This is a genomic window from Pseudooceanicola pacificus (assembly GCF_009789075.1).
Taxonomy (GTDB): Bacteria; Pseudomonadota; Alphaproteobacteria; order Rhodobacterales; family Rhodobacteraceae; genus Pseudooceanicola; species Pseudooceanicola pacificus.
In genome coordinates this window covers 420260-442724 of sequence record NZ_WNXQ01000002.1, presented here as the reverse complement: position 1 = coordinate 442724, position 22465 = coordinate 420260, and the positions used below count along the sequence as shown (strand labels likewise).

Here is a 22465-nt window from a genome sequence, read left to right as displayed (position 1 = left end):
CCAGCGACAGGGATCAATTTAGCACCGGGCAGGGCAGATGCGCCACAGTCCGCAATCGGAATAATGCTAAAGGTCATTATGAATTGCCGCGGCCCGCCATCGGCGGCTGCGGATGCAAATTTCACATCGCGGAAGCACGATCTTGCGCAGCGGCAGGCGAAGGAGTACCGTCGGGATAACTCGAATTGGAGGGCGTATCAGATGGCGCCCAAGCGTCCCAAAGGTGCGGGCGCGTTCCCGAAACCGGTCGAAAGCCCCGCGCCGAAACCGCCCGATCCGTCGGAGCTCTACGCTGCGCTGGATCTGGGCACCAACAGCTGCCGGATGCTGATAGCCCAGCCCAAGGGCTCGCAGTTCCACGTGGTCGACAGTTTCTCGAAATCCGTGCAGCTTGGCGCCGGGCTGGAACATTCCGGCCGGCTGGGCCGCGCCTCGATGGCGCGCACCGTCCAGGCGATGCGGGTCTGCCGGCAGAAACTGGAGCGCCACGGCGTGAAACGCATGCGGCTGGTGGCGACCGAGGCCTGCCGGCGCGCGGTCAACGGCAGCGCCTTCCTGCGCACGGTTGAGGTCGAAACCGGCCTGAAGCTGGAAATCATCGAACCTGAGGAAGAGGCACGCCTGGCCGTGATCTCTTGCGCGCCGCTGGTTTCGACCCGGACGGAACAGCTTCTGGTGGTGGATATCGGCGGCGGCTCGACCGAGCTGGTCTGGATCGACCTGACCTCGGTGCCGAAACGCGAACGGCCCCGGGCGATCATGCGGCTGCACGCGGGATTCCATCCGCAGGAAAGCCCGTTCCCGGCCGCCAAGGTGGTGGACTGGATCAGCGTTCCGCTGGGTGTCGCCACCCTGCGCGACCAGTTCCGTGACGTGAAGGACGACGCCGGGCGCTTTGCCCTGATGTCGTGGTTCTTCGAGGAGAGCCTGGCCGAATTCGCGCCCTACAAGGACGAGCAGGCGCGCGAGGGGTTCCAGATCGTGGGCACCAGCGGCACGGTCACCACCGTCGCCGCCTCGCATCTGCGGCTGAAGCGCTATGACCGCACCAAGGTGGACGGGCTGCGCATGACCTCGGATCAGATCGACCGGGTGATCCGTGGATATCTGGAGCTGGGCCCCGAGGGCCGGCGCCGCGATCCGCGCATCGGGCAGGACCGGCAGGCGCTGATCATGTCGGGTTCGGCCATCCTGCAGGCGCTGCTGCGCTGCTGGCCGACGGACCGGCTGTCGGTGGCGGACCGCGGGCTGCGCGAGGGGCTGCTCTACGCGCAGATGTCGGCGGACGGGGTGCTGGAGGACGGGCCGTTCTGAGCGCTCCGTTCGGTCCGGTGCCGCGGGCGTGGGGCCCGGCGGGGCGATGTCCGCGCCTGTGGCGGGCCGGGTTCCGGGGGCTCTGCCCCCTTGCCCCCCGGGATATTTTTGGCCAGAGGAAGCCGGGGAACCGGGAAAGCTGAACGCATGGCGAAGAAACCGACGGGCAAGAACACTTCGGGGCGCGGGCAGCGCGATCTGACCGTGAAGGTCAAGACCGCGCGCGGGCGGCGGCTGAGCTCGACCCGGTGGCTGCAGCGGCAGCTGAACGACCCCTATGTCAAGCGCGCCCAGGCCGAGGGCTATCGCGGGCGGGCGGCCTTCAAGATCATGGAGCTGGACGACAAGTTCCGCTTTCTCGTGCCCGGGGCGCGGGTGGTGGACCTGGGCTGCGCGCCGGGCGGCTGGATCCAGGTGGCGGTGCCCCGGATCAACGCCCTTGGCGAGAAGCAGGGCAAGGCCGTGGGCCGGATCATCGGTGTCGACCTGCAGGAGGTGGAGCCGATCCCGGGCGCCGAGATCCATCAGCTCGATTTCATGGAAGACGATGCCGACGAGATCGTGAAGGGCTGGCTGGGCGGGCGGGCCGATGTGGTGATGTCGGACATGGCGGCGTCCTCTTCGGGGCACAAGCAGACCGATCACCTGCGCATCATCGCGCTGTGCGAAGCGGCGGCGCAGCTGGCCTTTGACGTGCTGGACGAGGGCGGCGCCTTTGTCGCCAAGGTGCTGGCCGGCGGGGCCGAGGGCGAGCTGCAGAAGGTGCTGAAGCAGAAATTCGCCAAGGTCGCCAACGTGAAGCCGCCGTCGTCACGGTCGGACAGTTCCGAGAAATTTGTCGTGGCGACCGGGTTCCGGCGGGTGCAGGACGCGGACGAGGCCTAGGCTCAGCGCTTCCAGAAGCGGCGGCGCGGCTGCGACAGGGAATCGTTGGCCAGGTGCAGGAAATCCGCGGCGCGGGACAATTCCGACTCGCCGGTCGCGGTCTGCTCGTGCTCTTCGGGCAGGCGCAGCACGTTGGGCGCGCGGAACGGCGCATCGGCGCCGGCGAACTCCAGCCGATTGCTGGTGATCTCGCCCGACCTCAGCAGCCCGAACAGGCGTTTGTGACGTTCGGCAATTGTCCTGCGGAAATGATCTGATTCGATATGTTTCATAGCCCACCCATTGCCATGAAAATGCCACGATTCGAGGCGGGGCGGTTAGAAATTTCCGGATTTTCGGAGAAAACGCACTGTTTCCAGGGCTATGCGCCCGTGCGCGGAGCAGCCGCCCGGTGCGGGGATGCCACAATTGGGGGTCGCGATGCCCGGGGCGGGGGGGCACGGCCTGGGGCTGTCCAGTGCTCAGGGCCGGGCCGGGCGCGCCTTTGGTGATAATCCGCCGAAGCCGGGGGCGGGTGCGGTGCTATTCCGCCGCCGTGCGGTAGGGGGCCGCGGCCTCTGCAGTGTCGTCCGGGGCGTGGCGCGCGGTGTCGCCGGTCAGGAACCAGGCGATCTCGCTCCGGTTGGCGAGCAGGGCGGCGCGCTGTTCGTCCAGCAAGCGCGCTTCGGGTGCATCGTCCGCGGCGATGTCGCGGGCCCGGTCATAGGCGGCGACCAGCAGGCGGTTGGCGGTGACGATATCGGCGATGCCGACGCTGTCGGGTGACCATGTCGGGCTGGCGCGATAGGGGCCGGCGCCGTACCAGCGCAGGATGGCGCGCAGCGTCGCCGTCGCCCGTCTGCGGGTGCGCAGCGCATCCTCCACCACCGACCACCGCGACTGCCTGAGGAAGGCCTCGCAGGTGCGGATATTGGAGTCGAGCTGGTCGATCAGATCGCGGATCGCCTCTTCATTGCGTGTTTGCATGGCCGCCTCGATGTCTGCTTGTTTCCCGGACAACACCCCCGGACGGCGCCGGGTTCCGGGAAATGCCGCCATTCAGCAGGATGTGACCGGGATGCCGCACTGACAGGTGCCTGGCGGGACTCAGCTGGCGGCCTGGCGCAGCGTCTTGAACAGCACATCTGCCGCCACCGGCTTTTCCAGCACCCGGGCGCGCGGGTCCACGGGCAGGGAAGACGCGGAATAGCCGGTGGCGAAGATCACGGGCACCCCGGCTTCGAGCAGCTGGTTGCCCAGCTCGATCGAGGTGCGCCCGTGAGAGAGGTTCACATCCAGAAGGGCCACATCGGGCCGGGCCGAGCCAAGCGCCGCTTCGGCCATTTCCAGCGAGTGGCACAGGTCAATGTCGTGAAAACCGATCTCCCGCAGCATTTCCGCGGTGTCGAGGGCAATTATCGCCTCGTCCTCAAGGTAGAGGATCCGCTTGCCTGAGGGGGTCCACGTCACTGTCATAATCCACTTCTGTTGCTGCGAGCCAAGGTAGGGTGATAACGAGCCGCAACCCCTCGGAGTTCCAGTCCGGCGAAATTTTGCCGCCAAGCGTGCCCTCGATCATCGAGCGGACGAGGGTTGTGCCAAAGCCTTCGTGCTCCGGCTGCACCGCGGGCGGGCCGCCGGTTTCCGTCCAGCGCAGAACGAAGCTTTCGCCATCGCCCTCGTCGATGCGGCTCCAGCGCAGCGAGATATGGCCCTCGGGCACCGAGAAGGCGCCGTATTTGACCGCATTGGTCGCAAGCTCGTGCACCGCCATGCCGATGGCTAGGGTGGCGCGGGCGTTCAGGCGCACGGCGGGGCCGTGGGTTTCGATCCGCTCGGAGCCGTAGACATCCGTCAGCTCCAGCGAGAGCACGTCGCGCAGCGCGGTGGAGGACCAGTTCTCGGCCGTCAGCAGGTTGTGGGTATTGGCCAGCGCCCGGATCCGCTGCGACAGGGTTTCGAGCAGGCGGGCCGGGTCGCCCTTTTCGCGCCGCGCCCGGTTCACCAGGGCGATCACGTTCGACAGCATGTTCTTCACCCGGTGCTGCAGCTCGCGCATGATGCGGCGCAGGTCGGCCTGCAGGGCCAGCAGGTCGGTGATGTCCTGCACGTTGAAGCCGACCGCGCGGATCGCGCCGGGCGTCTCGGCGCCGCTCTGCAGGGGATAGAAGTCGATCTGCCAGGTGCGCTCGTCCTCGGGGTCGGCGCGGGTGGTACCGCGCAGGATGACGCCCAGCACCGGCTCTCCGGTCTCCAGTACCTTGTCGATGGCGGCCATCTTGGCGGCGGCGATGTCGGGCACCACATCCTCCATCCGCTGGCCGATGTGATCCTCGGTGGACACGCCGTTGATCTCGGCCAGGCGGGGGTTGGCGCGCAGGTAACGATACTCCCGGTCGACCAGCCCCATCGCGCCGGGCGAGACGCGGTAAAGTTCCTCGATCTCCTCCATCCGCGCGCGCGCCTCGGCCGAGGCGGCCTCGGCCTCGCTGGCGAAGCTGGCCAGTTCGGTGACGTCGAAGACGGAAAAGACGATGCCGCCGGTGTGGCGCGTCTCGGTCCGGTAGGGGGCGATGCGCACCATCACCTCGGCCCGGCCGTCGCTTGTGGACAGGGCCAGCTCTTCGGGCTGACCGTTGTCGCGCACCCTGCGGCAGGTTTCGGCCAGCTGCTCCATGTCCAGCCGCGACCCGATATCGGTGATCTCGCGCCCGCGGTCCTGTTCGACAAAGCGGAACCAGGCCACCGCCTCGGGGGTGAAATTCCGCAGCCTCAACTCGTCGTCCAGGAAGATCGTCGCGATCTGCGTCGATTCCATGAAATTGGCGAGGTCGGAATTGACCTGCGCCAGTTCCCGCAGCTTGGTCTGCAATTCCTCGTTGGTGGTCGACAGCTCCTCGTTGGCCGACTGGAGCTCTTCGTTCATCGACATCATTTCCTCGTTGGAGCTCTTCAGCTCCTCGTTCGAGGTTTCCAGTTCCTCCACCGTGGTGCGGATGGTCTGGCGGGCATTGTCCAGCTCGGTTTCCAGCTGGCCGACATAGTCTTCGTCGATGACGATCTGGCTCTCGCTTTCGACCCGGCCCTCGCGGTGGGTGTCGGTCTCGAAGGTCACAAGCCGGTTGCCGTCCGACAGCGCGGTCGCCCCCAGGGCCAGGGTCTCGGGCAGGGTGCCGCCCAGGTTCGACACGGTGATCCGCCTGTAGGGCTGCGCGCCCAGGGCCAGCCCGGTCAGCACACGTTTCAGCGCCGGTTTCAGCTCGGGCAGGATCAGGGCGCGGGCGCCCAGGGTGGCGCGCCCGGTCGGGATCTTGACGAACCGTTCGCTGCCGGGGCCGATGATCGACACCTCGTCGTTCTGGCTGAGGACAAGGTAGGGCGGCACGTGATGTTCCAGCAGCGCCTCCAGCGCGGCCGGGGGCAGGCCGTGGTCGCTGTCGGCCGAAGGGCGGGACGACAAAGGCGGCGTATCGGCGGGCGGGCGGTAGCCGCGGGGCAGATCCAGCGGACGGGCGGGGGCGTTGTCACGCTGGTAAAGCCTGTGCTCGGGCGAGATGTCGCGGAACGGCTCGCCCGCCTGCCGGGCGGATTCGGAGGAGCCGAGCATCAGCCAGCCGCCGGGCCTGAGCGCGTAGTGGAACACCGACAGCGCCGTTTCCTGCAGCGGATTGTCGAAATAGATCAGGACGTTGCGGCAGGTCACCAGGTCCAGCCGGGAAAACGGCGGATCCTTGATCAGGTTCTGCGACGAGAACCGCACGATATCGCGCAGCTCGGGCCTGACCTCATAGCCCGCGTGGGTCGCGGTGAACCAGCGGTCCAGCCAGTTCTGCGGCACCTCGGTCGCGATGGTGTTGGGATAGTAGCCGCGCCGCGCCTCGGTCAGGGCGTCCTCGTCGATATCGGTGCCAAAGACCGACAGCCGGGCGTGGCAGTCCAGCCGCGACATCTCGTCGGCCAGGATCATCGCGATGGTATAGGCCTCCTGCCCGGTCGAACAGCCGGGCACCCAGACGCGCAGCTCGTCACCGGGGCCCTTGTCGGCCAGCATCTGGGGAATGACCTGCTCGCGCAGCGCGGCAAAGCTTTCGCGGTCGCGGAAGAAGGAGGTGACGTTGATCAGCAGGTCGCGGAACAGCTTTTCGGCCTCGCCCCGGTCCTGGATCAGCTCGCGCAGGTAGTCCGACGGCGTGCGCAGGCCCAGCACCGACATCCTGAGGGTGATCCGCCGCAGCAGGGTGCCCGACTTGTAGCCCGAGAAATCGTGGCCGGTGCGGTACCGCAGGTTGCGCACGACCTTTTCGATGAATTCGGCATCGCTTTCGATCGTGGGGGCCAGCCCGGTGGCGCGGTCGTGGAAATCGCGCATCACGCCCAGGATGTCGCCCGAAGGCAGGACCATGTCGACCGCGCCGGTGGCGATGGCGGCGCGCGGCATGCCGTCGTATTTGGCGTCCTGCGGGTCCTGGGCAAAGACCAGGCCGCCTTCCTCCTTGATCGCGCGCACACCCTGCGCCCCGTCGCTGCCGGTGCCCGACAGGATGATCGCCGCCGCATTGGTGCCCTGCTCACGGGCGAGGGATTCGAAGAAGCGGTCAATCGGGCGGCGCAGCCCGCGCGGGGTGTCGAATTCGACCAGCTTCAGCGTTGTGCCCTGGATATCCAGTTCGAAGGCCGGGGGGATCAGGTAGACCTCGCCCGCCTTCAGCTCCATCCCGTCCGTGATCGGACGCACCGGCAGGCGGGTGCGCTTGGACAGCAGTTCGGGCAGCAGGCTTTCGTGTTCGGGGTCGAGATGCTGCACCAGCACCATGGCGAAATCGTCTGTCGCCCTGAGCGTGGCCAGCAGGCTCTGAAACGCCTCCAGCCCGCCGGCCGAGGCGCCAACCCCCAGGATCACAGGGGGCGACGATTGCGCGGCATCGGTGTCGGACATGTCAGAACTGTCGGAACTTTTGGTCATTGCTTCGATTTCTTATGCGTTGTCTCGGACTTGCAGTCCCGGATGATGCGTATAGCCTGACCCGTCTGCAGGAGGACCGCAATGGCACTGGACGTAAAGCTGGAACGGATACGTGGTGTTTTCGAACGCTCCATGGTGGCCCTGTCGCTGGCTGATCTCGAAGAAGTAGATTGCCCGCTGGTGCTGGCAAACGCCCGGTTCGAAACCCTGACCGGATTCTCGTTCCGCGAGACCGAGGGGCGCAATTGCCGGTTCCTGCAGGGCGATCTGGACAACGGCCGGGCGCGGGCCGACATCCGGCAGGCCATCGAGAACCGGACCGAGGCGCAGGTGGTGCTCAAGAACCGGCGCAAGTCGGGCGAGGCCTTCGACAACCTGCTGTTCCTGCATCCGGTTTCCGTCGGCGGGCAGACCAGCCGTTACATGTTGGGTTCGCAGTTCGAGCTGACCGCCGCGGAAAACACACTCGAGGAAGCGATGGCCCATGCCGGCGCCCTGTCGGGCGATCTGGAACGCATCGGCGCGGTGGCCGAGCGGCTGCGCATGCAGCGCCGCCGCTACCTGGCCGATGCCTCGGCCGCGCTGGTGACGGCCTGGGCGCGTCGGATCTGAGCGCCTCGCGGCAAGGTCCGGCATGGCGCGCGGCAGGCGATGCGCGCCGGGCCGGTGCCCTGAGGGCAGGGCGGTCATGCGGTCACCTCGCACCTGGGGTCGGCCTCGGCCCGCGTGCCGACGCCCCGCCAGCCATCGCCGCCGCGCCGGAATTTCTGCTCGGACATGGGCGCAAAACCGTTGCCCGAAGGGGTCGCGGCCCAGCGGGTGATCAGCAGGTCGTCGCCCTCGCGGTCGATGACTGCAAAATCGTTGGGCTCGCCGCGATGGCGGGTCGACAGGCCGGTGCCCGCGTGGATCTGCAGCATCCCGGCGCCAAAGGGGCGCGTCAGGAAGGGCTCGGCCAGCCAGAGATGCAGATGGCCCGACAGGATCACGTCGGCGCCGCAATCCGACAGCCGCCTCAGCGCCTTTTCCGCCCCGCGCATCGGCGCCTTGCCCGAACCGGGGCGATGTTCGAACGGATGATGGCCGACCAGGATGTTCAGATCTCCCGTCTCGGCCTCGGCGCAGATGGCACAGGCCCGGCGCACCGCCGCGCTGCGGATCCGTCCGCGCTGCCAGCGCCAGGGGTCGACCGTGTTCAACCCGATCACGTTCAGCCCCGGCAGATGCGCCACCGGGGCCAGGTCGCGGTTGATCCACTTGCGGTACTGGTGAAACGGACGGACGAAACGCGACACCGGCAGGTGCACAGGCACGTCGTGATTTCCGGGGACAACCAGGGTGGGCGCCTCGATATTCTTCAGAAACGCGGCGGCCGCCTGAAACTGCTGGCCAAGCGCGCGTTGCGTCAGATCGCCCGAGACCGCCACCAGATCCGCGCGCGCGCCGTTCACGGCGCGGATCAGCGGGCCCAGGAGTTCGGGCCGGTCGCGGCCGAAATGCAGGTCGGACATATGTACGATCCGGGTCATCCGGGGGTGTCTTCCTCGCTCCCTCTTGCGGAGTCCACCTCGCCCGGGGCCGGGGCCGGGGCCAGCACCGAAAGGGCGTCCTGTCGGGCGACGAAGTGGAACGGGTTGCGCATCTCTTCCTTCTCGCCGTCGCGGGCCACCAGGCGCCGCTTGCGGCGGGTTTCGATCAGGATCTCGCGGCCGGTGAACAGTTCCAGGTCCCGCCCGGGCCGCAACCGCCGCCAGGCCAGTTTCACGGCATGGATCAGCAAGCCCCATCCGCCCGTGTCGGGCGCGACGTAAAGCGCGAAGCGGCCCGCGCGTACATCTTCGGCGCCGTCGAGCTCGTATTGTTCCAGCTGGTAGCCGCTCATCGCCACGAAGGCGAGCGGCGAGCGCCGGCGCAGTTCCTGGCCGTCGACCGTGATCTTCATCGTCATCGGCCGGTGAAAGGTCGCCAGCGCGGCCAGCACCGACCAGTAGGCGGCAATGCGCGAGCGGCCCCAGCGTTTGTAGATCCCCTCGCGCTGGTCGAGGATCGCGGGATAGGCCCCGATGCTGGCGTTGTTCAGGAACAGGCTGCCGTTCACCTCGCCCACGGTGACGGGCACCGGGGTGCCGCTTTGCAGCACCTCGACCGCGCCTTCGACATCCTCGGGGATTCCCAGGCCGCGGGCGAAGAAGTTGAAGGTGCCCATCGGGATCACACCCATCGTCCGCCCCGTCCCGGCCAGGACCGAGGCGACGGCGCAGATCGTCCCGTCGCCGCCGGCGGCCACGATGGGACCGGTGCCGGAGTTCAGCGCCTCGCGGGCGAGGCGGGCGATATCCCCGCCGGATTTGGCGTGCCGGACAGTGGTGGGAAAGGGCAGGGCGGCGACCCGCTCCTCAAGCTCCTCCACCGAAAGCGTTCCCGCCTTCTTGCCCGAACCGGGATTCAGGATCACGGTCAGATCCTCGTGGGCCCGGTCTGTCCCGACCGGGGTCGCCATGCGTGCCTTTTCGGCAGCGGGGGTTTGGGCGTTCATGCGAACCTCGTTGGCAGGGAAAGCGGGCAGGTATCCGTCAACGCCGCCCGGAGCCCGGGGGTTCCCCGGCCCGCGCCGGGTGACGCGACGTCGAAGCCCCGCCAGCGCATCGGCGCGGCGGGGCCCGGTTCCGATCGGCGCGTCGGCTTACCTGGAAAACTCGGGGAGTTCTTCCAGCTGGTCCTCGACCAGGGCGGTATAGACCCGCAGGCCCCGGTCACTGTCCTTGCGCAGGATTTCAAGGTCCTTGATCTGCACCGCCACGGGCTTTTCGCCCAGGCCCAGGAAGCCGCCCACATCGACCACCGCATCGGTGATCTTGCCGCCGTCATCGGTCACCAGTTGCGAGACCTCGCCGACCCACTTGTCGTTCGCATCGTAGACCCGCGCGCCGGTCAGCTCTTCGCTTGTGACCGATGCCGCGTCGGTGATCTGATAGCCGGTCAGGTCATCCGGAGCGATCCGCCGCGCGGCCGGAGCCGCTGCGGGAGCAGCTGTTTCGGCGGCTGCTGTGTCTTCGGCCTTCGGTTCTGCGCTCTCGGCAGCAGCCGTATCCTCGGCCTTCGGCTCTGCGGTTTCAGCGGCAGCCGTATCCTCGGCCTTCGGTTCTGCGGTTTCAGCGGCAGCCGTGTCTTCGGCCTTCGGTTCCTCGGTCTCGGCGGCAGCCGTGTCTTCGGCTTTCGGCTCTGCGGTTTCAGCGGCAGCCATGTCCTCGGCCTTCGGTTCCTCGGTCTCGGCGGCAGCCGTATCCCCGGCCTTCGGCTCTGCGGTTTCAGCGGCAGCCGTATCCTCAGCCTTCGGTTCCTCGGTCTCGGCGGCAGCCGTATCCTCGGCTTTCGGTTCCTCGGTCGCGGCGGCAGCTGTGTCCTCGGCCTTCGGTTCCTCGGTCTCGGCGGCAGCCGTGTCTTCGGCTTTCGGCTCTGCGGTTTCAGCGGCAGCCGTGTCCTCAGCCTTCGGTTCTTCGGTCTCGGCAGCAGCCGTGTCTTCGGCTTGCGGCTGTGCGGTCTCGGCGGCAGCCGTATCCTCGGCCTTCGGCTGCTCGGTCTCGGCGGCAGCCGTATCCTCGGCCTTCGGCTGCTCGGTCTCGGCGGCAGCCGTGTCCTCGACTTTCGGCTCCTCGGATGCGGCAGCAGCTTTGTCTTCGGCTTTCGGCTCTGCGGTCTCGGCGGCAGCCGTGTCCTCGGCCTTCGGCTGCTCGGTCTCGGCGGCAGCCGTGTCTTCGGCCTTAGGTTCCTCGGTCTCGGCGGCAGCCGTGTCCTCGGCCTTCGGCTGCTCGGTCTCGGCGGCAGCCGTGTCTTCGGCCACGGGCTGCTCGGCCACAGGCGCCGGGGTCGGTGCCTGGGCGGTCAGCGCGGGGTCAGGGGCAGTGGCGGAATAGGCCGGAGCACCTTCCAGAGCCTCGCGGTTGGCCGTCAGAACCAGGAAGAAATCCCCCGAATCCTCCGTCGAATCGTCGGCGATGAAGTCGATCGCATCCATCTTCAGCGCGACCTGGCGTTCCCCGATCCCGAGGAAGCCGCCGATGTCCACCAGCACCGCGTCGACCGAGCCGTTGCGGTTCAGGATCACGTCGTTGATCTCGCCGATCGCGTCCCAGCCGTCGGCTGCGGCGAAGGCATCGCCCTCGGGGCGCTCGGTGGCGGCATAGACGCGCATGCCAATGAAATCCGAGGCGCGGATTTCGGTCGCGGCAGGGGCCGAGCGGAACAGATCCGTGCTGCTGGCCGTCTGGGCCATCGCGGGGAAGGCAGAAGCGGCGACAAGCGCCGTCGTGAGCATGAGGTGTCGCATGAATAACTCCCGTGGTGCGGCACGTCCGGCGCCGCTGTCTGCAGGGCCAACGTGGGGTTGAGCGGAAATGTTCCGCCGCACATCACGCCCGTTCACGATTGCCTTGACGGCGAACCCCGTCCCGGCGCGGCTGAACCCACGGCACATTCAGCGAGCCAGTATCTTAAGAAACTATTTTAATAACAGGATATTGCGAGATGATATTCATGCAAAACATCAAGCAGGCCCGTGCCATTTCCGCGCGGAGCCCGAATTGCATCTTTGCCCAAACCCGCTGCGGTCCTATCCTGAGCGCAGGCGGCCGACGGTGAATGCGGCTGTACGGTGAGGTCACAATTGCACAACACGCTCCCCCTCGCGATCACGATGGGCGATCCAGCGGGCATCGGCCCGGAAATTTCGGTCCGCGCCATGACAGGCCCCGAGGCGGGCGATGCGCTGATCATCGGCACCCGCGCGGCGGTGGAACGGGCGGTGGCCCTGGTTGCGCCCGGCTGGCAGGTGCAGCGCGTCGCAGGCCCGCAGGACCGCCCCGCCTCGCCCCGCCACATCCGCGTTCTGCAGGCCGGGGCTGACGTCGCGGCGCCCGCCTATGGCGAGGTCTCGGCCCATGCCGGGCAGGCGGCGGCGGATGCCATCCTGCGCGGCATCGAACTGGCGCGCGCCGGCCATGTCGCGGGCCTTGTCACCGCCCCGATCCACAAGGAGGCGCTGTCGGCCGCGGGCATCGGCTTTCCCGGCCATACCGAGATGCTGGCCCATCACGGCGGCGCCAGGCGGGTCGCCATGATGCTGGCCAATGACGAGATCCGCACCGTTCTGGTGACCATCCACGTGGCCCTGCGCGATGCCATCGCACAGGCCGATTTCGACGCCCAGATGTCGGCCATCCGCCTGGCGCATGAGGGCTGCCGCGCCTTCGGCATCGCCCATCCGCGCGTCGCCGTGGCGGGGCTGAACCCCCATGCGGGCGAGGGCGGGCTGTTCGGGCGCGAGGAGATCGAGATCATCGCCCCCGCCATCGCCGCCGCCCGGGCCGAGGGGATCGACGCTTCGGGGCCCTGGCCGGGCGACACGGTCTTCATGGCCGCGCGCACCGGCAAGTTCGACGTGGTGGTCGCGCAATATCACGATCAGGGGCTGATCCCGGTGAAATACCTCGGGCTCGAGAAGGGGGTGAACGTGACGCTTGGGCTGCCCTTCGTGCGCACCTCGCCCGATCACGGGACGGCCTTCGACATCGCGGGGCAGGGCATCGCCTCGCCCGACAGCCTGATTGCGGCCCTGCGCATGGCGCGCCAACTGGCCAGGGCGCGAGAGACGGCATGATCGGTTTCGTCTTCATGCTCACGCGGAACGACCGGACGGTTCAGGACGCGGCAGAGCATCTGGAGACGGCGCTGGCCTGCGGCATCCGCCACATCGGGTTCAAGGACATCGGCCTGCCGGTCCCGCAGCTGCAACGCCTGCGCGACCGGATTCGCGAGGCCGGGGGAGTCTGCTACCTCGAAGTGGTGTCGGAGGACCGCGCGAGCGAGGTCGCCTCGGCCCGGGCGGCCCGGCGGATCGGGGTGGATGTGTTGCTGGGCGGGACCAATGCCGACAGCGTCCTGCCCGAGCTGACCGGCAGCGGCATCCGCTACATGCCCTTTCCGGGCCGGATCAGCGGCCTGCCATCGGTGCTGCACGGGCCGGCCGGCGACATCCTCGCCTCGGCCGCGCGTCTGGCGGCGCTTGACGGGGTGCACGGGCTGGACCTGCTGGCCTGGCGGTTTGCCGGGGATGTCCCGGCGCTGATCCGGGCAGTCTGCGCGGTGACGCCCAAGCCGGTGATCGTGGCGGGATCCGTCGACGGGCCGGACCGCATCGCGGAACTGGCAGGCTGCGGTGCGGCGGGGTTCACCGTGGGCACGGCGGCGCTGGATGGCGTGTTTCCGGCCCGGGCCCCCGGGCTGGCCGGGCAACTGGCCAGCATACGGCAGGCCAGCGACATCGCCTTTCCGGCGGGCTGAGCCGCGCCCCGGTCCGGTCGCGAGGGCCGGCCGGATCGACCGTTCCTTGTGCCAGTCAAGGGCGTACAGGCAAAGGCGGCTGTGCGGGGCAGGGCGCCAGCCGCCATGCCCGGCAACGGAACCCGATCCTGACGGAAAGGCTGCGCTGCGGCCCGGCGGTCGGCGGATCGGGCTTGGACATCGAACAGGGGCCTCTGCGCAACCAACCCAACGCCGCCGTCGGGGCGCGCAAGTCCCGCAGCGGGGCCAGCGCCCTGCCGGAACGGCGGCCCCCATCTGCGTCACCGGGCAGGGCCATCGCCAAGCCATCGGGCAGGCGGCACCTCGCCGCCGATCACGAATTGGAGTGTTCCGGGGCAGCGGGCCAGTGCAGTCGGCAGGCCAGCCGCGCGGCACCGACAGGCACCACGGGGCAGGCGGACGGCAGACACGCCAGGCGCCGCGGCGGCCTTGCGGCCCGCCAACTGGCGAAAATTCTTATGTCATTTCAGCGTATTGCGGACATTCCCAAGGGGAATGTGGCGGAGAGACAGGGATTCGAACCCTGGGAAGGCTTGCACCTTCAACGGTTTTCGAGACCGCCCCGTTCGACCACTCCGGCACCTCTCCGCGGGGGTCTGGGGGCTCCCTCTAATGGCAATCCCGGCGGCCCGCAAGGGGGGAATTGCGTTGCGTGGCGCAGCAAATGTCCTAGGTTTGCAGGAACCAAGAGCAGACCGGTCCAGAGGAGCCGTCACGATGCGAGTCCTGCGCCATATTCCTACCCTCGTTGCCGCCGCCGTCATGGTGGTCGGCTCGGTTGCCGCCTCGGCCGCCGCCGACCGCGACCGACTGCGCGCCTTCCTCAACGTGACGGGGTTCGACGTCGCGCTGGAGAGCATCAAGCTCTCGGCCGCCGACGCCCCCCGGATGCTGGGCTTCGAGGCCCGCGACTTCGGCGCCAGCTGGACCCGGCTGGCGAACGAGGTGTTCGACGTGAAAGAAATGCAGGGCATGGCGATGGACATCCTCGCCGGGACCCTGAGCGACGAGGCGCTGACCCACGCGGCGCAGTTCTATGCCACCGATCTGGGCCAGCGGCTGGTCGCGGCCGAGAACGCCTCGCACATGACCGATTCGAAGGACAAGCAGGCCTCGGGCCGCGACATCCTGGCCGAGTTGCAGCGGGACAATCCCGAACGGGTCGCGATCCTGGAACGGATGAGCGATGCGATCGACGCCGACGGCAATTCGGTGCGCGCGGTGCAGGAGATCGAATTCCGGTTCCTGATTGCGGCCCGCGATGCCGGGATCATCCAGATGAAGGTCGACGAGGACGGGCTGCGCGCCATGCAGGCAGAGCAGGCCGACGAGCTGAAGGCCGACATGCGCCTGTCGAGCCTGGCCGCATCCGCCGGCGCCTATCGCGATTTCAGCGATGCCGAACTGACCGACTATGCCGAAGCGCTGGAACAGCCTTTGATGCAGGAGGTTTACGAATTGATGAACGCCGTGCAGTACGAGATCATGGCGAACAGGTTCGAAGTCGTCGCGGGGCGCATGGCCGCGCTTGACCCGGGCCAGGAACTCTAGGGCTTTTCGGGCCTGTAACTGCCGAGCGAAAGGGCCCAATCCATGACACCATTGCGTCAGGCCGCCGGGACCGTGGTTCTGTGTCTTGCGCTGGCGCTGCTGAGTCTGGCGCCGCTCAGGGCAGGGGCCGATGACGGGGTCGACCGGCTATACACCGCGCTCAAGCTGCCCGAGATGATCGCGCTGATGCGGGACGAGGGGATGGCCCAGTCGGAATCGCTGGCCTTCGACTATCTGGCCTTTCCGCCGGGCGACAGTTGGGCGCAGCTGATGCGGCGGATCTACGACCCCGCCAAGATGGAGGCGGCGATGAAAGCCGCCTTTCGCAGCGATATCGAGGGGGCCGAGATCGCCCCGCTGATCGACTTCTTCCAGGGCGAGACGGGCAGCCGCATCGCCGAGCTGGAGCTGGACGCCCGCCGCGCCTTCCTCGACCCGGCGACGGAAGAGGCCGCCCGCCGCCAGGTGAGCGACCCCGACACGCCGGCATCGCGGCTGGCGCTGATCGACCGCTATATCGAGGTGAACGACCTGGTGGAATTCAACGTGATGGGCGCGCTGAATTCCAACTACCGCTTCTATCAGGGCCTGACCGAGACCGGCACATTCGAGATGACGGACGAAGAGATGCTGGCCGAGGTCTGGGCCCAGGAGGCGCAGACCCGCAGCGACACTATCAGCTGGCTGCGCGCCTTTCTGCTGATGGCCTATGAACCGCTCAGCGACGACGATCTGCGCGCCTATGTCGACCTGTCGGCGACCGAGCCGGGCCAGAGGCTGAACAGTGCGCTCTTCATGGGGTTCGAGCGGATGTATAACGACGTCTACCATGCGCTTGGCCTGGCCGTGGCCTATCAGATGTCGGGCCAGGATCTGTGACCCCGGCCCCTTGACTTCGCCGGGCTTCGCGTGCATACGCCAGCTTCCTGACCGGGCCCTGGCCCGTGCCGGGTTATTGAAATGACGCCCGTATGGGGCGCGCTGTCTGCCGGTGGGGCGATGCCCCGGAAACGCCCGCAAGGGGACCACAGGACGCGGTATACGAAGGAAGAGCAAGATGTTTGCGGTCCTCAAGACCGGCGGCAAGCAGTACAAGGTCCAATCGGGCGACCTGCTTCGCGTCGAAAAGCTGGCGGCTGACGCCGGCGAGAAAGTCCAGTTCAATGAGATCCTGATGCTCGGCGGTGATGACACCGTCCTGGGCGCGCCCCTTGTCGACGATGCGGCCGTGCAGGCCGAGGTGGTCGACCAGATCAAGGGCGACAAGGTCATCCACTACGTCAAGCGCCGCCGGAAGCATTCCTCGCAGCGCACCAAGGGCCACCGCCAGCAGCTGACGCTGCTCCGCGTGACCGACATCCTGTCCTCGGGCGCAGGCGCATCGGGCGTCAAGGCAGCCCTGGGCGCAGGTTCGGCTCCGAAAGCCGCCGCTGCTCCGGCCGCTGCCGCTGCACCGACCGCGACCGCGGCCCCCAAGGCCGAAGCCGCATCCGGCGCAGATGACCTGAAGAAGCTGTCGGGCGTCGGCCCGGCGCTGGAAAAGAAACTGCACGAGGCCGGTGTGACGACCTTTGCGCAGATCGCCGCCTGGACCGAGGCCGATATCGCCGAGATGGACGAAAAGCTGTCGTTCAAGGGCCGTATCGAGCGCGAGGGCTGGGTCGACCAGGCCAAAGACCTGGCCAAGTAAGAGGAGACACGACAGATGGCACACAAGAAAGCTGGCGGTAGCTCCCGCAACGGCCGCGACTCCATCGGTCGCCGCCTCGGCATCAAGAAATACGGCGGTGAATCGGTCATCGCCGGGAACATCCTCTGCCGGCAGCGCGGCACCAAGTGGTGGCCGGGCGAAGGCGTGGGCCTGGGCAAGGACCACACCATTTTCGCGACCGTCGACGGCAATGTGAAGTTCCACAAGGGCCTCAAGGGCCGCACCTTTATTTCGGTTCTGCCAACGGCGGAGGCCGCTGAGTAAGCCGACCTAAAGGTCTGATGACACAGATGGGGGATCGGCACAGTGCCGGTCCCCCGTTTCGTGTGTGGGGACGAGACCCGGGGATGCGGGAGGAGAGACGCCCATGACGCCCGACCAGACGATGGACAAACAGGCCGTGATTGCCGGGGAGGGATTCGTTCTGCGCCCACTGCGCGCCTCGGATGCCGGGCTGATCCGGCTGAACGCGGGCGACGAGCGTGTCGCGCGGATGACCCGTTCGGTCCCGCACCCGCTGCCGCCCGGCGCGACAGAGGATTTCATCCGCCGCGCCCAGAGCCCCAACCGGGACGAAGACGTCTGGGCCATCGACGGCACCCCAAGCGACCGGCCCGAGGTGATGGGGCTGATCGGGCTGACCCGCATCGACACCTCGCGCGACAGCCGCTTTCCACCATCGCCCGAGGGGCTGCAGGCCGAGATCTCGTACTGGGTCGCCCCGGTCTGGTGGAACACCGGCGTCGCCTCGGCTGCCGTGGCGGCGATGGTCGCCGCCAACCCGCTGGACTGCCGCACGCTGTTTGGCACGGTGTTCCAGGACAACCCGGCCTCGGCCCGGGTGCTGACAAATTGCGGGTTCCAGTACCTGGGCGATGCCGAGGTCTTTTCGGTCGCCCGGGGCGGAACCCTGCCCACCTGGACGTACAGCCTGGCGCTGAAGTCCCGAAAACAGGATTGAGCCGCACCGTCCGGTAGGGTAACGGACCTTGCGGCAGGAGAGAGACATGAAATTCCTCGATCTCGCAAAGGTCTATATCCGCTCCGGTTCGGGCGGCGGCGGTTCGGTCAGTTTCCGCCGCGAGAAGTTCATCGAATTCGGCGGGCCGGATGGCGGTGACGGCGGCAATGGCGGCGACGTCTGGGCCGAGGCGGTCGAGGGGCTGAACACGCTCATTGACTTTCGCTATCAGCAGCATTTCTTTGCCCAGAACGGCCAGCACGGCATGGGCCGCAACCGCACCGGCTCGGGCGGGGACGACATCGTGCTGCGCCTGCCCGTCGGCACCGAGATCCTGGACGAGGACGAGGAAACCGTGCTCGCCGACCTGACCGAGGCCGGAGAGCGCGTCCTGCTGGCCAAGGGCGGCAACGGCGGCTTTGGCAATGCGCATTTCAAGACATCGACCAACCAGGCCCCGCGCCGCGCCAATCCGGGGCAGGAAGGGGTCGAGCGGACGATCTGGCTGCGCCTGAAGCTGATCGCCGACGCGGGCCTGCTGGGCCTGCCGAACGCGGGCAAGTCGACCTTCCTGGCCGCCACGTCGAACGCGCGGCCCAAGATCGCGGATTACCCGTTTACCACGCTGCATCCGAATCTGGGGGTCGTGGGCGTGGACGGGGCCGAATTTGTCGTGGCCGACATCCCCGGGCTGATCGAGGGCGCCTCGGAAGGGCGCGGGCTCGGCGATCTGTTCCTGGGCCATATCGAACGCTGCGCGGTGCTGCTGCATCTGGTCGACGGGACCTCCGGCACCCTGCTGGAGGATTACGAGACCATCCTCGAAGAGATCTCGAACTACGGCGCGGGGCTGGAGGACAAGCCGCGCATCGTGGTGTTGAACAAGATCGACGCGCTGGACGAGGAAGAGCGCAAGTTTCTGAAGGAAGAACTTGAAGAAACAGCGGGTTGCGAGGTGATGCTCATGTCCGGCGTCAGCGGCGAGGGGCTGACCGAGGTGCTGCGCGCGCTGAAGTCGCGGATCCGCGAGGACCGGCTGCGCCGCCGCGACGAGGATGGCGAGGAGGAGGAGCAGGCGGAATGGCGTCCCTGACCGTCGAGACCCGCAAGCCCGCGCTGGCGCAGGCGAAACGGCTGGTCGTCAAGATCGGCTCGGCCCTGCTGGTCGACCGGGTGACCGGCGCGCTGCGCGCCGACTGGCTGGAGGGGCTGGCCGAGGATGTCGCGCGGATCCGGTCCCGGGGGACGGATGTGATCCTGGTGTCTTCGGGCTCCATCGCCCTGGGCCGCGGCGTGCTGGGCCTGGGGCAGGGTGCCCTGCCGCTGGAACAGTCGCAGGCCGCCGCCGCTGTGGGCCAGATCGGCCTGGCCGCCGCCTATGAGCGCGTGCTTTCGCCCCACGGCATCCGCATCGCGCAGGTGCTTGTGACGCTTGAGGATTCCGCTGATAGGCGGCGCTATCTGAACTCGCGCGCCACGCTGGAAACGCTGCTCTCGCTTGGCGCCATGCCCATCGTGAACGAGAACGACACCATCGCCACCGACGAAATCCGCTATGGCGACAACGACCGGCTGGCCGCGCAGGTGGCAGTGACGGTGGGGGCCGATCAGGTGGTGCTGCTCTCGGATGTCGACGGTTTCTATTCCGCCAATCCCAACGAGGATGCACAGGCGCAGCGCTTCGACGTGGTCGACCGCATCACCCCGCAGCTTGAGGCGATGGCCGGCGATGCCGGATCGGGCCTGTCCAAGGGCGGGATGAAGACCAAGCTGATGGCCGCCAAGACCGCGACCGTGGCCGGCTGCGCCCTGTGCATTACGTTAGGAACGGCTCGTAATGCATTGTCTATGCTCGAAAATGGCGCGCCCTGCACCTGGTTCACCGCGCAGGAGGACCCGCAGGCCGCCCGCAAGCGCTGGATCGGCGCGATGAAGCCCAAGGGCACGCTCACGCTGGATGCCGGCGCGGTGAAGGCGATGAGCGAGGGCCGCTCGCTGCTGCCCGCCGGGGTCACGGCCGTCACGGGGCGGTTCGGGCGCGGCGATCCGGTCTCCATCGCGGGGCCGGACGGCGCGGTTCTGGGCCTGGGCCTGACGCGCTATACTGCGGACGAGGCGCGGGCGATCCGGGGCCACCGCAGTCAGGAAATCGAGGCATTGCTCGGCTATCCCGGCCGGGCGGCGCTGGTGCATCGCGACGACATGGCGATCTAGGACGGCAAAAGGAGCTGGGCGATGAAGGACCTGGAAACTATCCCCGAGATCATGCGCGGGATCGGCGACGCGGCCAAGGCGGCCTCGGCCGAGCTGGCCTGTGCCGCACCGGACCGCCGTCATGCCGCGCTGATCTCGGCCGCCGATGCGATCGTCGCGCGCGAGGGCGAGATCCTCGACGCCAATGCCGAGGACCTCGTCTATAGCGAGGAAAAGGGCCTGTCGGCGGCGATGATGGACCGCCTGATGCTCGACAGTCAGCGGATCCGCGCGATGGCCGAGGGGCTGCGCAACGTCGCCGCCCAGCCCGAGGTGGTGGGCCAGGTGATGGCGGAATGGGACATGCCCTCGGGCCTGCATATCCGCCGGGTGCGCACGCCGCTTGGCGTGATCGGCGTGATCTACGAAAGCCGCCCCAATGTGACCGCCGATGCCGGCGCGCTGTGCCTGAAATCGGGCAATGCGGTGATCCTGCGCGGCGGGTCGGAAAGTTTCCACAGCTCGACCGCGATCCATGCCTGCCTGGTCGACGGGCTCAAGGCCGCGCATCTGCCCGAGGCCTCGATCCAGCTGGTGCCCACACGGGACCGCGCGGCGGTCAGCGAGATGCTGACCATGACCGACCATATCGACGTGATCGTGCCGCGCGGGGGCAAGGGGCTGGTGGGTCTGGTGCAGCGCGAGGCGCGGGTGCCGGTCTTTGCGCATCTGGAGGGCATCTGCCACATCTACGTCGGCGCCACGGCGGATCCGGTGATGGCGCTTGAGGTCGTGCTGAACGCCAAGACCCGGCGCACCGGCATCTGCGGTGCGATGGAATGCCTGCTGATCGACTGGCGGTTCTACACCCAGCACGGGCCCATCCTGGCCGAGGCGCTGATCAAGGCCGGGGTCGAGGTGCGCGGGGCAGGGGAGCTGACCAAGGTCAAGGGCGTCGTGCCCGCGCAAGCCGATGATTTCGGGCGCGAATTCCTGGACATGATCTGTGCGGTCAAGCTCGTCGACGGCGTGGATGAGGCGATCGAGCATATCCGCACCTACGGTTCGAACCACACCGATGCGATCATCACCGCCGACGATCAGGCGGCCGCGCATTTCTTTGAGCGGCTGGACAGCGCGATCCTGATGCGCAACGCCTCGACCCAGTTCGCCGATGGCGGAGAGTTCGGCATGGGTGCCGAGATCGGCATCGCCACCGGCAAAATGCATGCGCGCGGGCCGGTCGGGGCGGAACAGCTCACCAGCTTCAAATACCTGGTCGAGGGCAACGGCACCCTGCGGAAATGATCCGCGCGGTTGCCTCCGCGCGCGTTTGATGCCATCCCGCTGGAAACCATAGCCAGTTCCGGGATCACGATGTCCGACCGCCGCGGCCTGCTCATCATCCTCTCTTCGCCCTCGGGCGCGGGGAAATCCACGCTCTCGCGCCGCCTGGTGGACTGGGACCCGACGATCCGCTTCTCGGTCTCGGCCACCACCCGAGCGCCCCGGCCCGGCGAGGTCGACGGGCAGCATTACCACTTCATGGACGAGGCAACCTTCAAGGCGCGGGTGAGCGATGGCGGGATGCTGGAGCATGCCCATGTCTTCGGCAATTTCTACGGCTCGCCCCGCGCCATCGTGCAAGAGGCCATCGACCGGGGCGAGGACGTGCTGTTTGACATCGACTGGCAGGGCGCGCAGCAGATCCGCAACTCGGCACTTGGCCAGCACACGCTGTCGATCTTCATCCTGCCGCCCTCGATCGCCGAGCTGCACCGCCGTCTGCGCACGCGCGGGCAGGACAGCGACGAGGTCATCGCCAAGCGGATGCAGAAGAGCTGGGACGAGATCAGCCACTGGGACGGTTACGATTACGTGCTGGTCAACGACGATCTGGACGCGACGGAGGACAAGCTGCGCGCCATCCTGACGGCCGCGCGCCTCAGGCGGAGCCAGCAACCGGGCATTACCGCCCATGTCCGCAAGCTGCAGGCGGAATTCGAGGAGACATCATGACCATCTACGCCTTGGGCAACCTTGCCCCGCAATTCCCCGAGGACGGCGATTACTGGGTCGCGCCGGATGCCAATGTGATCGGGCAGATCATCCTGCATTCGGGATCCTCGGTCTGGTTCGGCAGCACCCTGCGTGGCGACAACGAACGCATCGTGATCGGCGAGGGGTCGAACGTGCAGGAAAACTGCGTGCTGCACACCGACATGGGCTGCCCGCTGACCGTCGGGCGCAACTGCACCATCGGGCACAAGGCGATGCTGCACGGCTGCACCATCGGAGAGAACTCGCTGATCGGGATGGGCGCGACGATCCTGAACAACGCGGTGATCGGCAGCAACTGCCTGATCGGGGCCGGCGCGCTGATCACCGAGGGCAAGGTGATCCCTGACAATTCGATGGTCCTGGGCTCCCCCGGCAAGGTGGTCAAGGAGCTGGGGCCGGAATGGGCCGCGCGGCTGAAAAAGTCGGCCGAGGGCTACCAGGCCAATATGCGCCGGTTCCGCGAGACGCTGACGGCCATCGGCTGAGG

The 22465-nt window shown here is 67.6% G+C and carries 22 protein-coding genes and 1 tRNA gene; 15 read left to right on the top strand and 8 right to left on the bottom strand.

Annotated elements, in window-relative coordinates; translation table 11 throughout:
* Positions 1–201 precede the first annotated feature (201 nt).
* Positions 202–1314, top strand: a complete 1113-nt coding sequence (locus GLS40_RS05110) for a Ppx/GppA phosphatase family protein (RefSeq protein WP_160381652.1) — start codon at positions 202–204, stop codon at positions 1312–1314.
* A 147-nt stretch (positions 1315–1461) separates the two neighbouring features.
* The gene (locus GLS40_RS05105; RefSeq protein WP_160381651.1) at positions 1462–2199 is read left to right on the top strand and encodes an RlmE family RNA methyltransferase; all 738 of its coding nucleotides are present in this window, start codon (positions 1462–1464) and stop codon (positions 2197–2199) included.
* 2 nt (positions 2200–2201) lie between these two features.
* Here GLS40_RS05105 and GLS40_RS05100 read toward each other — a convergent pair whose 3' ends face one another.
* The 4 genes from GLS40_RS05100 to GLS40_RS05085 form a co-directional block, all read right to left on the bottom strand.
* Positions 2202–2471 (bottom strand): hypothetical protein, encoded by a 270-nt coding sequence (locus GLS40_RS05100; protein WP_160381650.1) that lies wholly within the window; start codon positions 2469–2471, stop codon positions 2202–2204.
* A gap of 250 nt (positions 2472–2721) precedes the next feature.
* On the bottom strand, positions 2722–3165 hold the full coding sequence (locus tag GLS40_RS05095; protein WP_160381649.1) for a hypothetical protein: 444 nt from the start codon (positions 3163–3165) through the stop codon (positions 2722–2724).
* A gap of 120 nt (positions 3166–3285) precedes the next feature.
* On the bottom strand, positions 3286–3654 hold the full coding sequence (locus GLS40_RS05090; protein ID WP_160381648.1) for a response regulator: 369 nt from the start codon (positions 3652–3654) through the stop codon (positions 3286–3288).
* Positions 3608–7141: a chemotaxis protein CheB gene (locus GLS40_RS05085; protein ID WP_235905775.1), complete on the bottom strand. Its 3534-nt coding sequence runs from the start codon at positions 7139–7141 to the stop codon at positions 3608–3610. Before GLS40_RS05085 ends, GLS40_RS05090 begins: the two co-directional genes overlap by 47 nt.
* 81 nt (positions 7142–7222) lie before the next feature.
* Here GLS40_RS05085 and GLS40_RS05080 point away from each other — a divergent pair, with 81 nt between their 5' ends.
* On the top strand, positions 7223–7753 hold the full coding sequence (locus GLS40_RS05080; protein WP_235905774.1) for a PAS domain-containing protein: 531 nt from the start codon (positions 7223–7225) through the stop codon (positions 7751–7753).
* A gap of 74 nt (positions 7754–7827) precedes the next feature.
* Here GLS40_RS05080 and GLS40_RS05075 read toward each other — a convergent pair whose 3' ends face one another.
* The 3 genes from GLS40_RS05075 to GLS40_RS05065 all read right to left on the bottom strand — a co-directional run bounded on the left by GLS40_RS05075 (position 7828) and on the right by GLS40_RS05065 (position 11468).
* Positions 7828–8670, bottom strand: a complete 843-nt coding sequence (locus GLS40_RS05075) for a metallophosphoesterase family protein (RefSeq protein ID WP_160381647.1) — start codon at positions 8668–8670, stop codon at positions 7828–7830.
* Complete coding sequence (locus GLS40_RS05070; protein WP_160381646.1) at positions 8667–9677, bottom strand: diacylglycerol/lipid kinase family protein; 1011 nt, start codon at positions 9675–9677, stop codon at positions 8667–8669. Before GLS40_RS05070 ends, GLS40_RS05075 begins: the two co-directional genes overlap by 4 nt.
* A gap of 147 nt (positions 9678–9824) precedes the next feature.
* On the bottom strand, positions 9825–11468 hold the full coding sequence (locus GLS40_RS05065; RefSeq protein WP_160381645.1) for a PRC-barrel domain-containing protein: 1644 nt from the start codon (positions 11466–11468) through the stop codon (positions 9825–9827).
* A gap of 336 nt (positions 11469–11804) precedes the next feature.
* Between GLS40_RS05065 and pdxA the strand changes: the two genes are divergently transcribed.
* Both pdxA and GLS40_RS17815 read left to right on the top strand, forming a co-directional pair.
* Positions 11805–12797, top strand: a complete 993-nt coding sequence (pdxA, locus tag GLS40_RS17820; protein WP_235905773.1) for a 4-hydroxythreonine-4-phosphate dehydrogenase PdxA — start codon at positions 11805–11807, stop codon at positions 12795–12797.
* Positions 12794–13480, top strand: a complete 687-nt coding sequence (locus GLS40_RS17815; RefSeq protein ID WP_202075905.1) for a beta/alpha barrel domain-containing protein — start codon at positions 12794–12796, stop codon at positions 13478–13480. The genes pdxA and GLS40_RS17815 overlap by 4 nt, the downstream gene beginning before the upstream one ends.
* A 519-nt stretch (positions 13481–13999) precedes the next feature.
* Here GLS40_RS17815 and GLS40_RS05055 read toward each other — a convergent pair.
* A tRNA-Ser gene (locus GLS40_RS05055) sits at positions 14000–14089 on the bottom strand.
* Positions 14090–14218: 129 nt separating this feature from the next.
* On the opposite strand from GLS40_RS05055, the gene GLS40_RS05050 reads away from it, so the two are divergent.
* From GLS40_RS05050 to GLS40_RS05005, 10 genes are all read left to right on the top strand, one after another.
* Positions 14219–15052: a DUF2059 domain-containing protein gene (locus tag GLS40_RS05050; protein WP_160381644.1), complete on the top strand. Its 834-nt coding sequence runs from the start codon at positions 14219–14221 to the stop codon at positions 15050–15052.
* A gap of 42 nt (positions 15053–15094) precedes the next feature.
* On the top strand, positions 15095–15931 hold the full coding sequence (locus tag GLS40_RS05045) for a DUF2059 domain-containing protein (RefSeq protein WP_160381643.1): 837 nt from the start codon (positions 15095–15097) through the stop codon (positions 15929–15931).
* Between the two features lie 178 nt (positions 15932–16109).
* Positions 16110–16742: a 50S ribosomal protein L21 gene (locus GLS40_RS05040; protein ID WP_160381642.1), complete on the top strand. Its 633-nt coding sequence runs from the start codon at positions 16110–16112 to the stop codon at positions 16740–16742.
* A gap of 15 nt (positions 16743–16757) precedes the next feature.
* Positions 16758–17027 (top strand): 50S ribosomal protein L27, encoded by a 270-nt coding sequence (rpmA, locus tag GLS40_RS05035; protein ID WP_160381641.1) that lies wholly within the window; start codon positions 16758–16760, stop codon positions 17025–17027.
* Between the two features lie 103 nt (positions 17028–17130).
* A complete protein-coding gene (locus tag GLS40_RS05030) occupies positions 17131–17724 on the top strand; it encodes a GNAT family N-acetyltransferase (RefSeq protein WP_160381640.1) in 594 nt (197 codons plus the stop codon).
* Between the two features lie 46 nt (positions 17725–17770).
* Positions 17771–18817 (top strand): GTPase ObgE, encoded by a 1047-nt coding sequence (obgE, locus tag GLS40_RS05025; protein WP_160381639.1) that lies wholly within the window; start codon positions 17771–17773, stop codon positions 18815–18817.
* The gene (gene proB / locus GLS40_RS05020; protein WP_160381638.1) at positions 18805–19938 is read left to right on the top strand and encodes a glutamate 5-kinase; all 1134 of its coding nucleotides are present in this window, start codon (positions 18805–18807) and stop codon (positions 19936–19938) included. The genes obgE and proB overlap by 13 nt, the downstream gene beginning before the upstream one ends.
* A gap of 21 nt (positions 19939–19959) precedes the next feature.
* Entirely contained in the window at positions 19960–21225 is a 1266-nt protein-coding gene (locus tag GLS40_RS05015) for a glutamate-5-semialdehyde dehydrogenase (protein WP_160381637.1), read from the top strand.
* 69 nt (positions 21226–21294) lie between these two features.
* Positions 21295–21936, top strand: coding sequence for a guanylate kinase (gene gmk / locus GLS40_RS05010; RefSeq protein WP_160381636.1), 642 nt, complete (start codon positions 21295–21297; stop codon positions 21934–21936).
* Entirely contained in the window at positions 21933–22463 is a 531-nt protein-coding gene (locus tag GLS40_RS05005; RefSeq protein WP_160381635.1) for a gamma carbonic anhydrase family protein, read from the top strand. The genes gmk and GLS40_RS05005 overlap by 4 nt, the downstream gene beginning before the upstream one ends.
* Positions 22464–22465 lie beyond the last annotated feature (2 nt).

Excerpts from the sequence above, each read along its gene's own strand:
- GLS40_RS05075 (WP_160381647.1), bottom strand. The coding sequence starts at position 8,670 with ATGACCCGGATCGTACATATGTCCGACCTGCATTTCGGCCGCGACCGG.
- GLS40_RS05050 (WP_160381644.1), top strand. The coding sequence starts at position 14,219 with ATGCGAGTCCTGCGCCATATTCCTACCCTCGTTGCCGCCGCCGTCATG.
- proB (WP_160381638.1), top strand. The coding sequence starts at position 18,805 with ATGGCGTCCCTGACCGTCGAGACCCGCAAGCCCGCGCTGGCGCAGGCG.
- GLS40_RS05100 (WP_160381650.1), bottom strand. The coding sequence starts at position 2,471 with ATGAAACATATCGAATCAGATCATTTCCGCAGGACAATTGCCGAACGT.
- rpmA (WP_160381641.1), top strand. The coding sequence starts at position 16,758 with ATGGCACACAAGAAAGCTGGCGGTAGCTCCCGCAACGGCCGCGACTCC.
- GLS40_RS05105 (WP_160381651.1), top strand. The coding sequence starts at position 1,462 with ATGGCGAAGAAACCGACGGGCAAGAACACTTCGGGGCGCGGGCAGCGC.
- GLS40_RS05065 (WP_160381645.1), bottom strand. The coding sequence starts at position 11,468 with ATGCGACACCTCATGCTCACGACGGCGCTTGTCGCCGCTTCTGCCTTC.
- GLS40_RS05030 (WP_160381640.1), top strand. The coding sequence starts at position 17,131 with ATGACGCCCGACCAGACGATGGACAAACAGGCCGTGATTGCCGGGGAG.
- GLS40_RS05005 (WP_160381635.1), top strand. The coding sequence starts at position 21,933 with ATGACCATCTACGCCTTGGGCAACCTTGCCCCGCAATTCCCCGAGGAC.
- GLS40_RS05070 (WP_160381646.1), bottom strand. The coding sequence starts at position 9,677 with ATGAACGCCCAAACCCCCGCTGCCGAAAAGGCACGCATGGCGACCCCG.
- GLS40_RS05080 (WP_235905774.1), top strand. The coding sequence starts at position 7,223 with ATGGCACTGGACGTAAAGCTGGAACGGATACGTGGTGTTTTCGAACGC.
- GLS40_RS17815 (WP_202075905.1), top strand. The coding sequence starts at position 12,794 with ATGATCGGTTTCGTCTTCATGCTCACGCGGAACGACCGGACGGTTCAG.
- gmk (WP_160381636.1), top strand. The coding sequence starts at position 21,295 with ATGTCCGACCGCCGCGGCCTGCTCATCATCCTCTCTTCGCCCTCGGGC.
- GLS40_RS05090 (WP_160381648.1), bottom strand. The coding sequence starts at position 3,654 with ATGACAGTGACGTGGACCCCCTCAGGCAAGCGGATCCTCTACCTTGAG.
- obgE (WP_160381639.1), top strand. The coding sequence starts at position 17,771 with ATGAAATTCCTCGATCTCGCAAAGGTCTATATCCGCTCCGGTTCGGGC.
- GLS40_RS05110 (WP_160381652.1), top strand. The coding sequence starts at position 202 with ATGGCGCCCAAGCGTCCCAAAGGTGCGGGCGCGTTCCCGAAACCGGTC.
- GLS40_RS05095 (WP_160381649.1), bottom strand. The coding sequence starts at position 3,165 with ATGCAAACACGCAATGAAGAGGCGATCCGCGATCTGATCGACCAGCTC.
- GLS40_RS05085 (WP_235905775.1), bottom strand. The coding sequence starts at position 7,141 with ATGACCAAAAGTTCCGACAGTTCTGACATGTCCGACACCGATGCCGCG.
- GLS40_RS05040 (WP_160381642.1), top strand. The coding sequence starts at position 16,110 with ATGTTTGCGGTCCTCAAGACCGGCGGCAAGCAGTACAAGGTCCAATCG.
- GLS40_RS05015 (WP_160381637.1), top strand. The coding sequence starts at position 19,960 with ATGAAGGACCTGGAAACTATCCCCGAGATCATGCGCGGGATCGGCGAC.
- GLS40_RS05045 (WP_160381643.1), top strand. The coding sequence starts at position 15,095 with ATGACACCATTGCGTCAGGCCGCCGGGACCGTGGTTCTGTGTCTTGCG.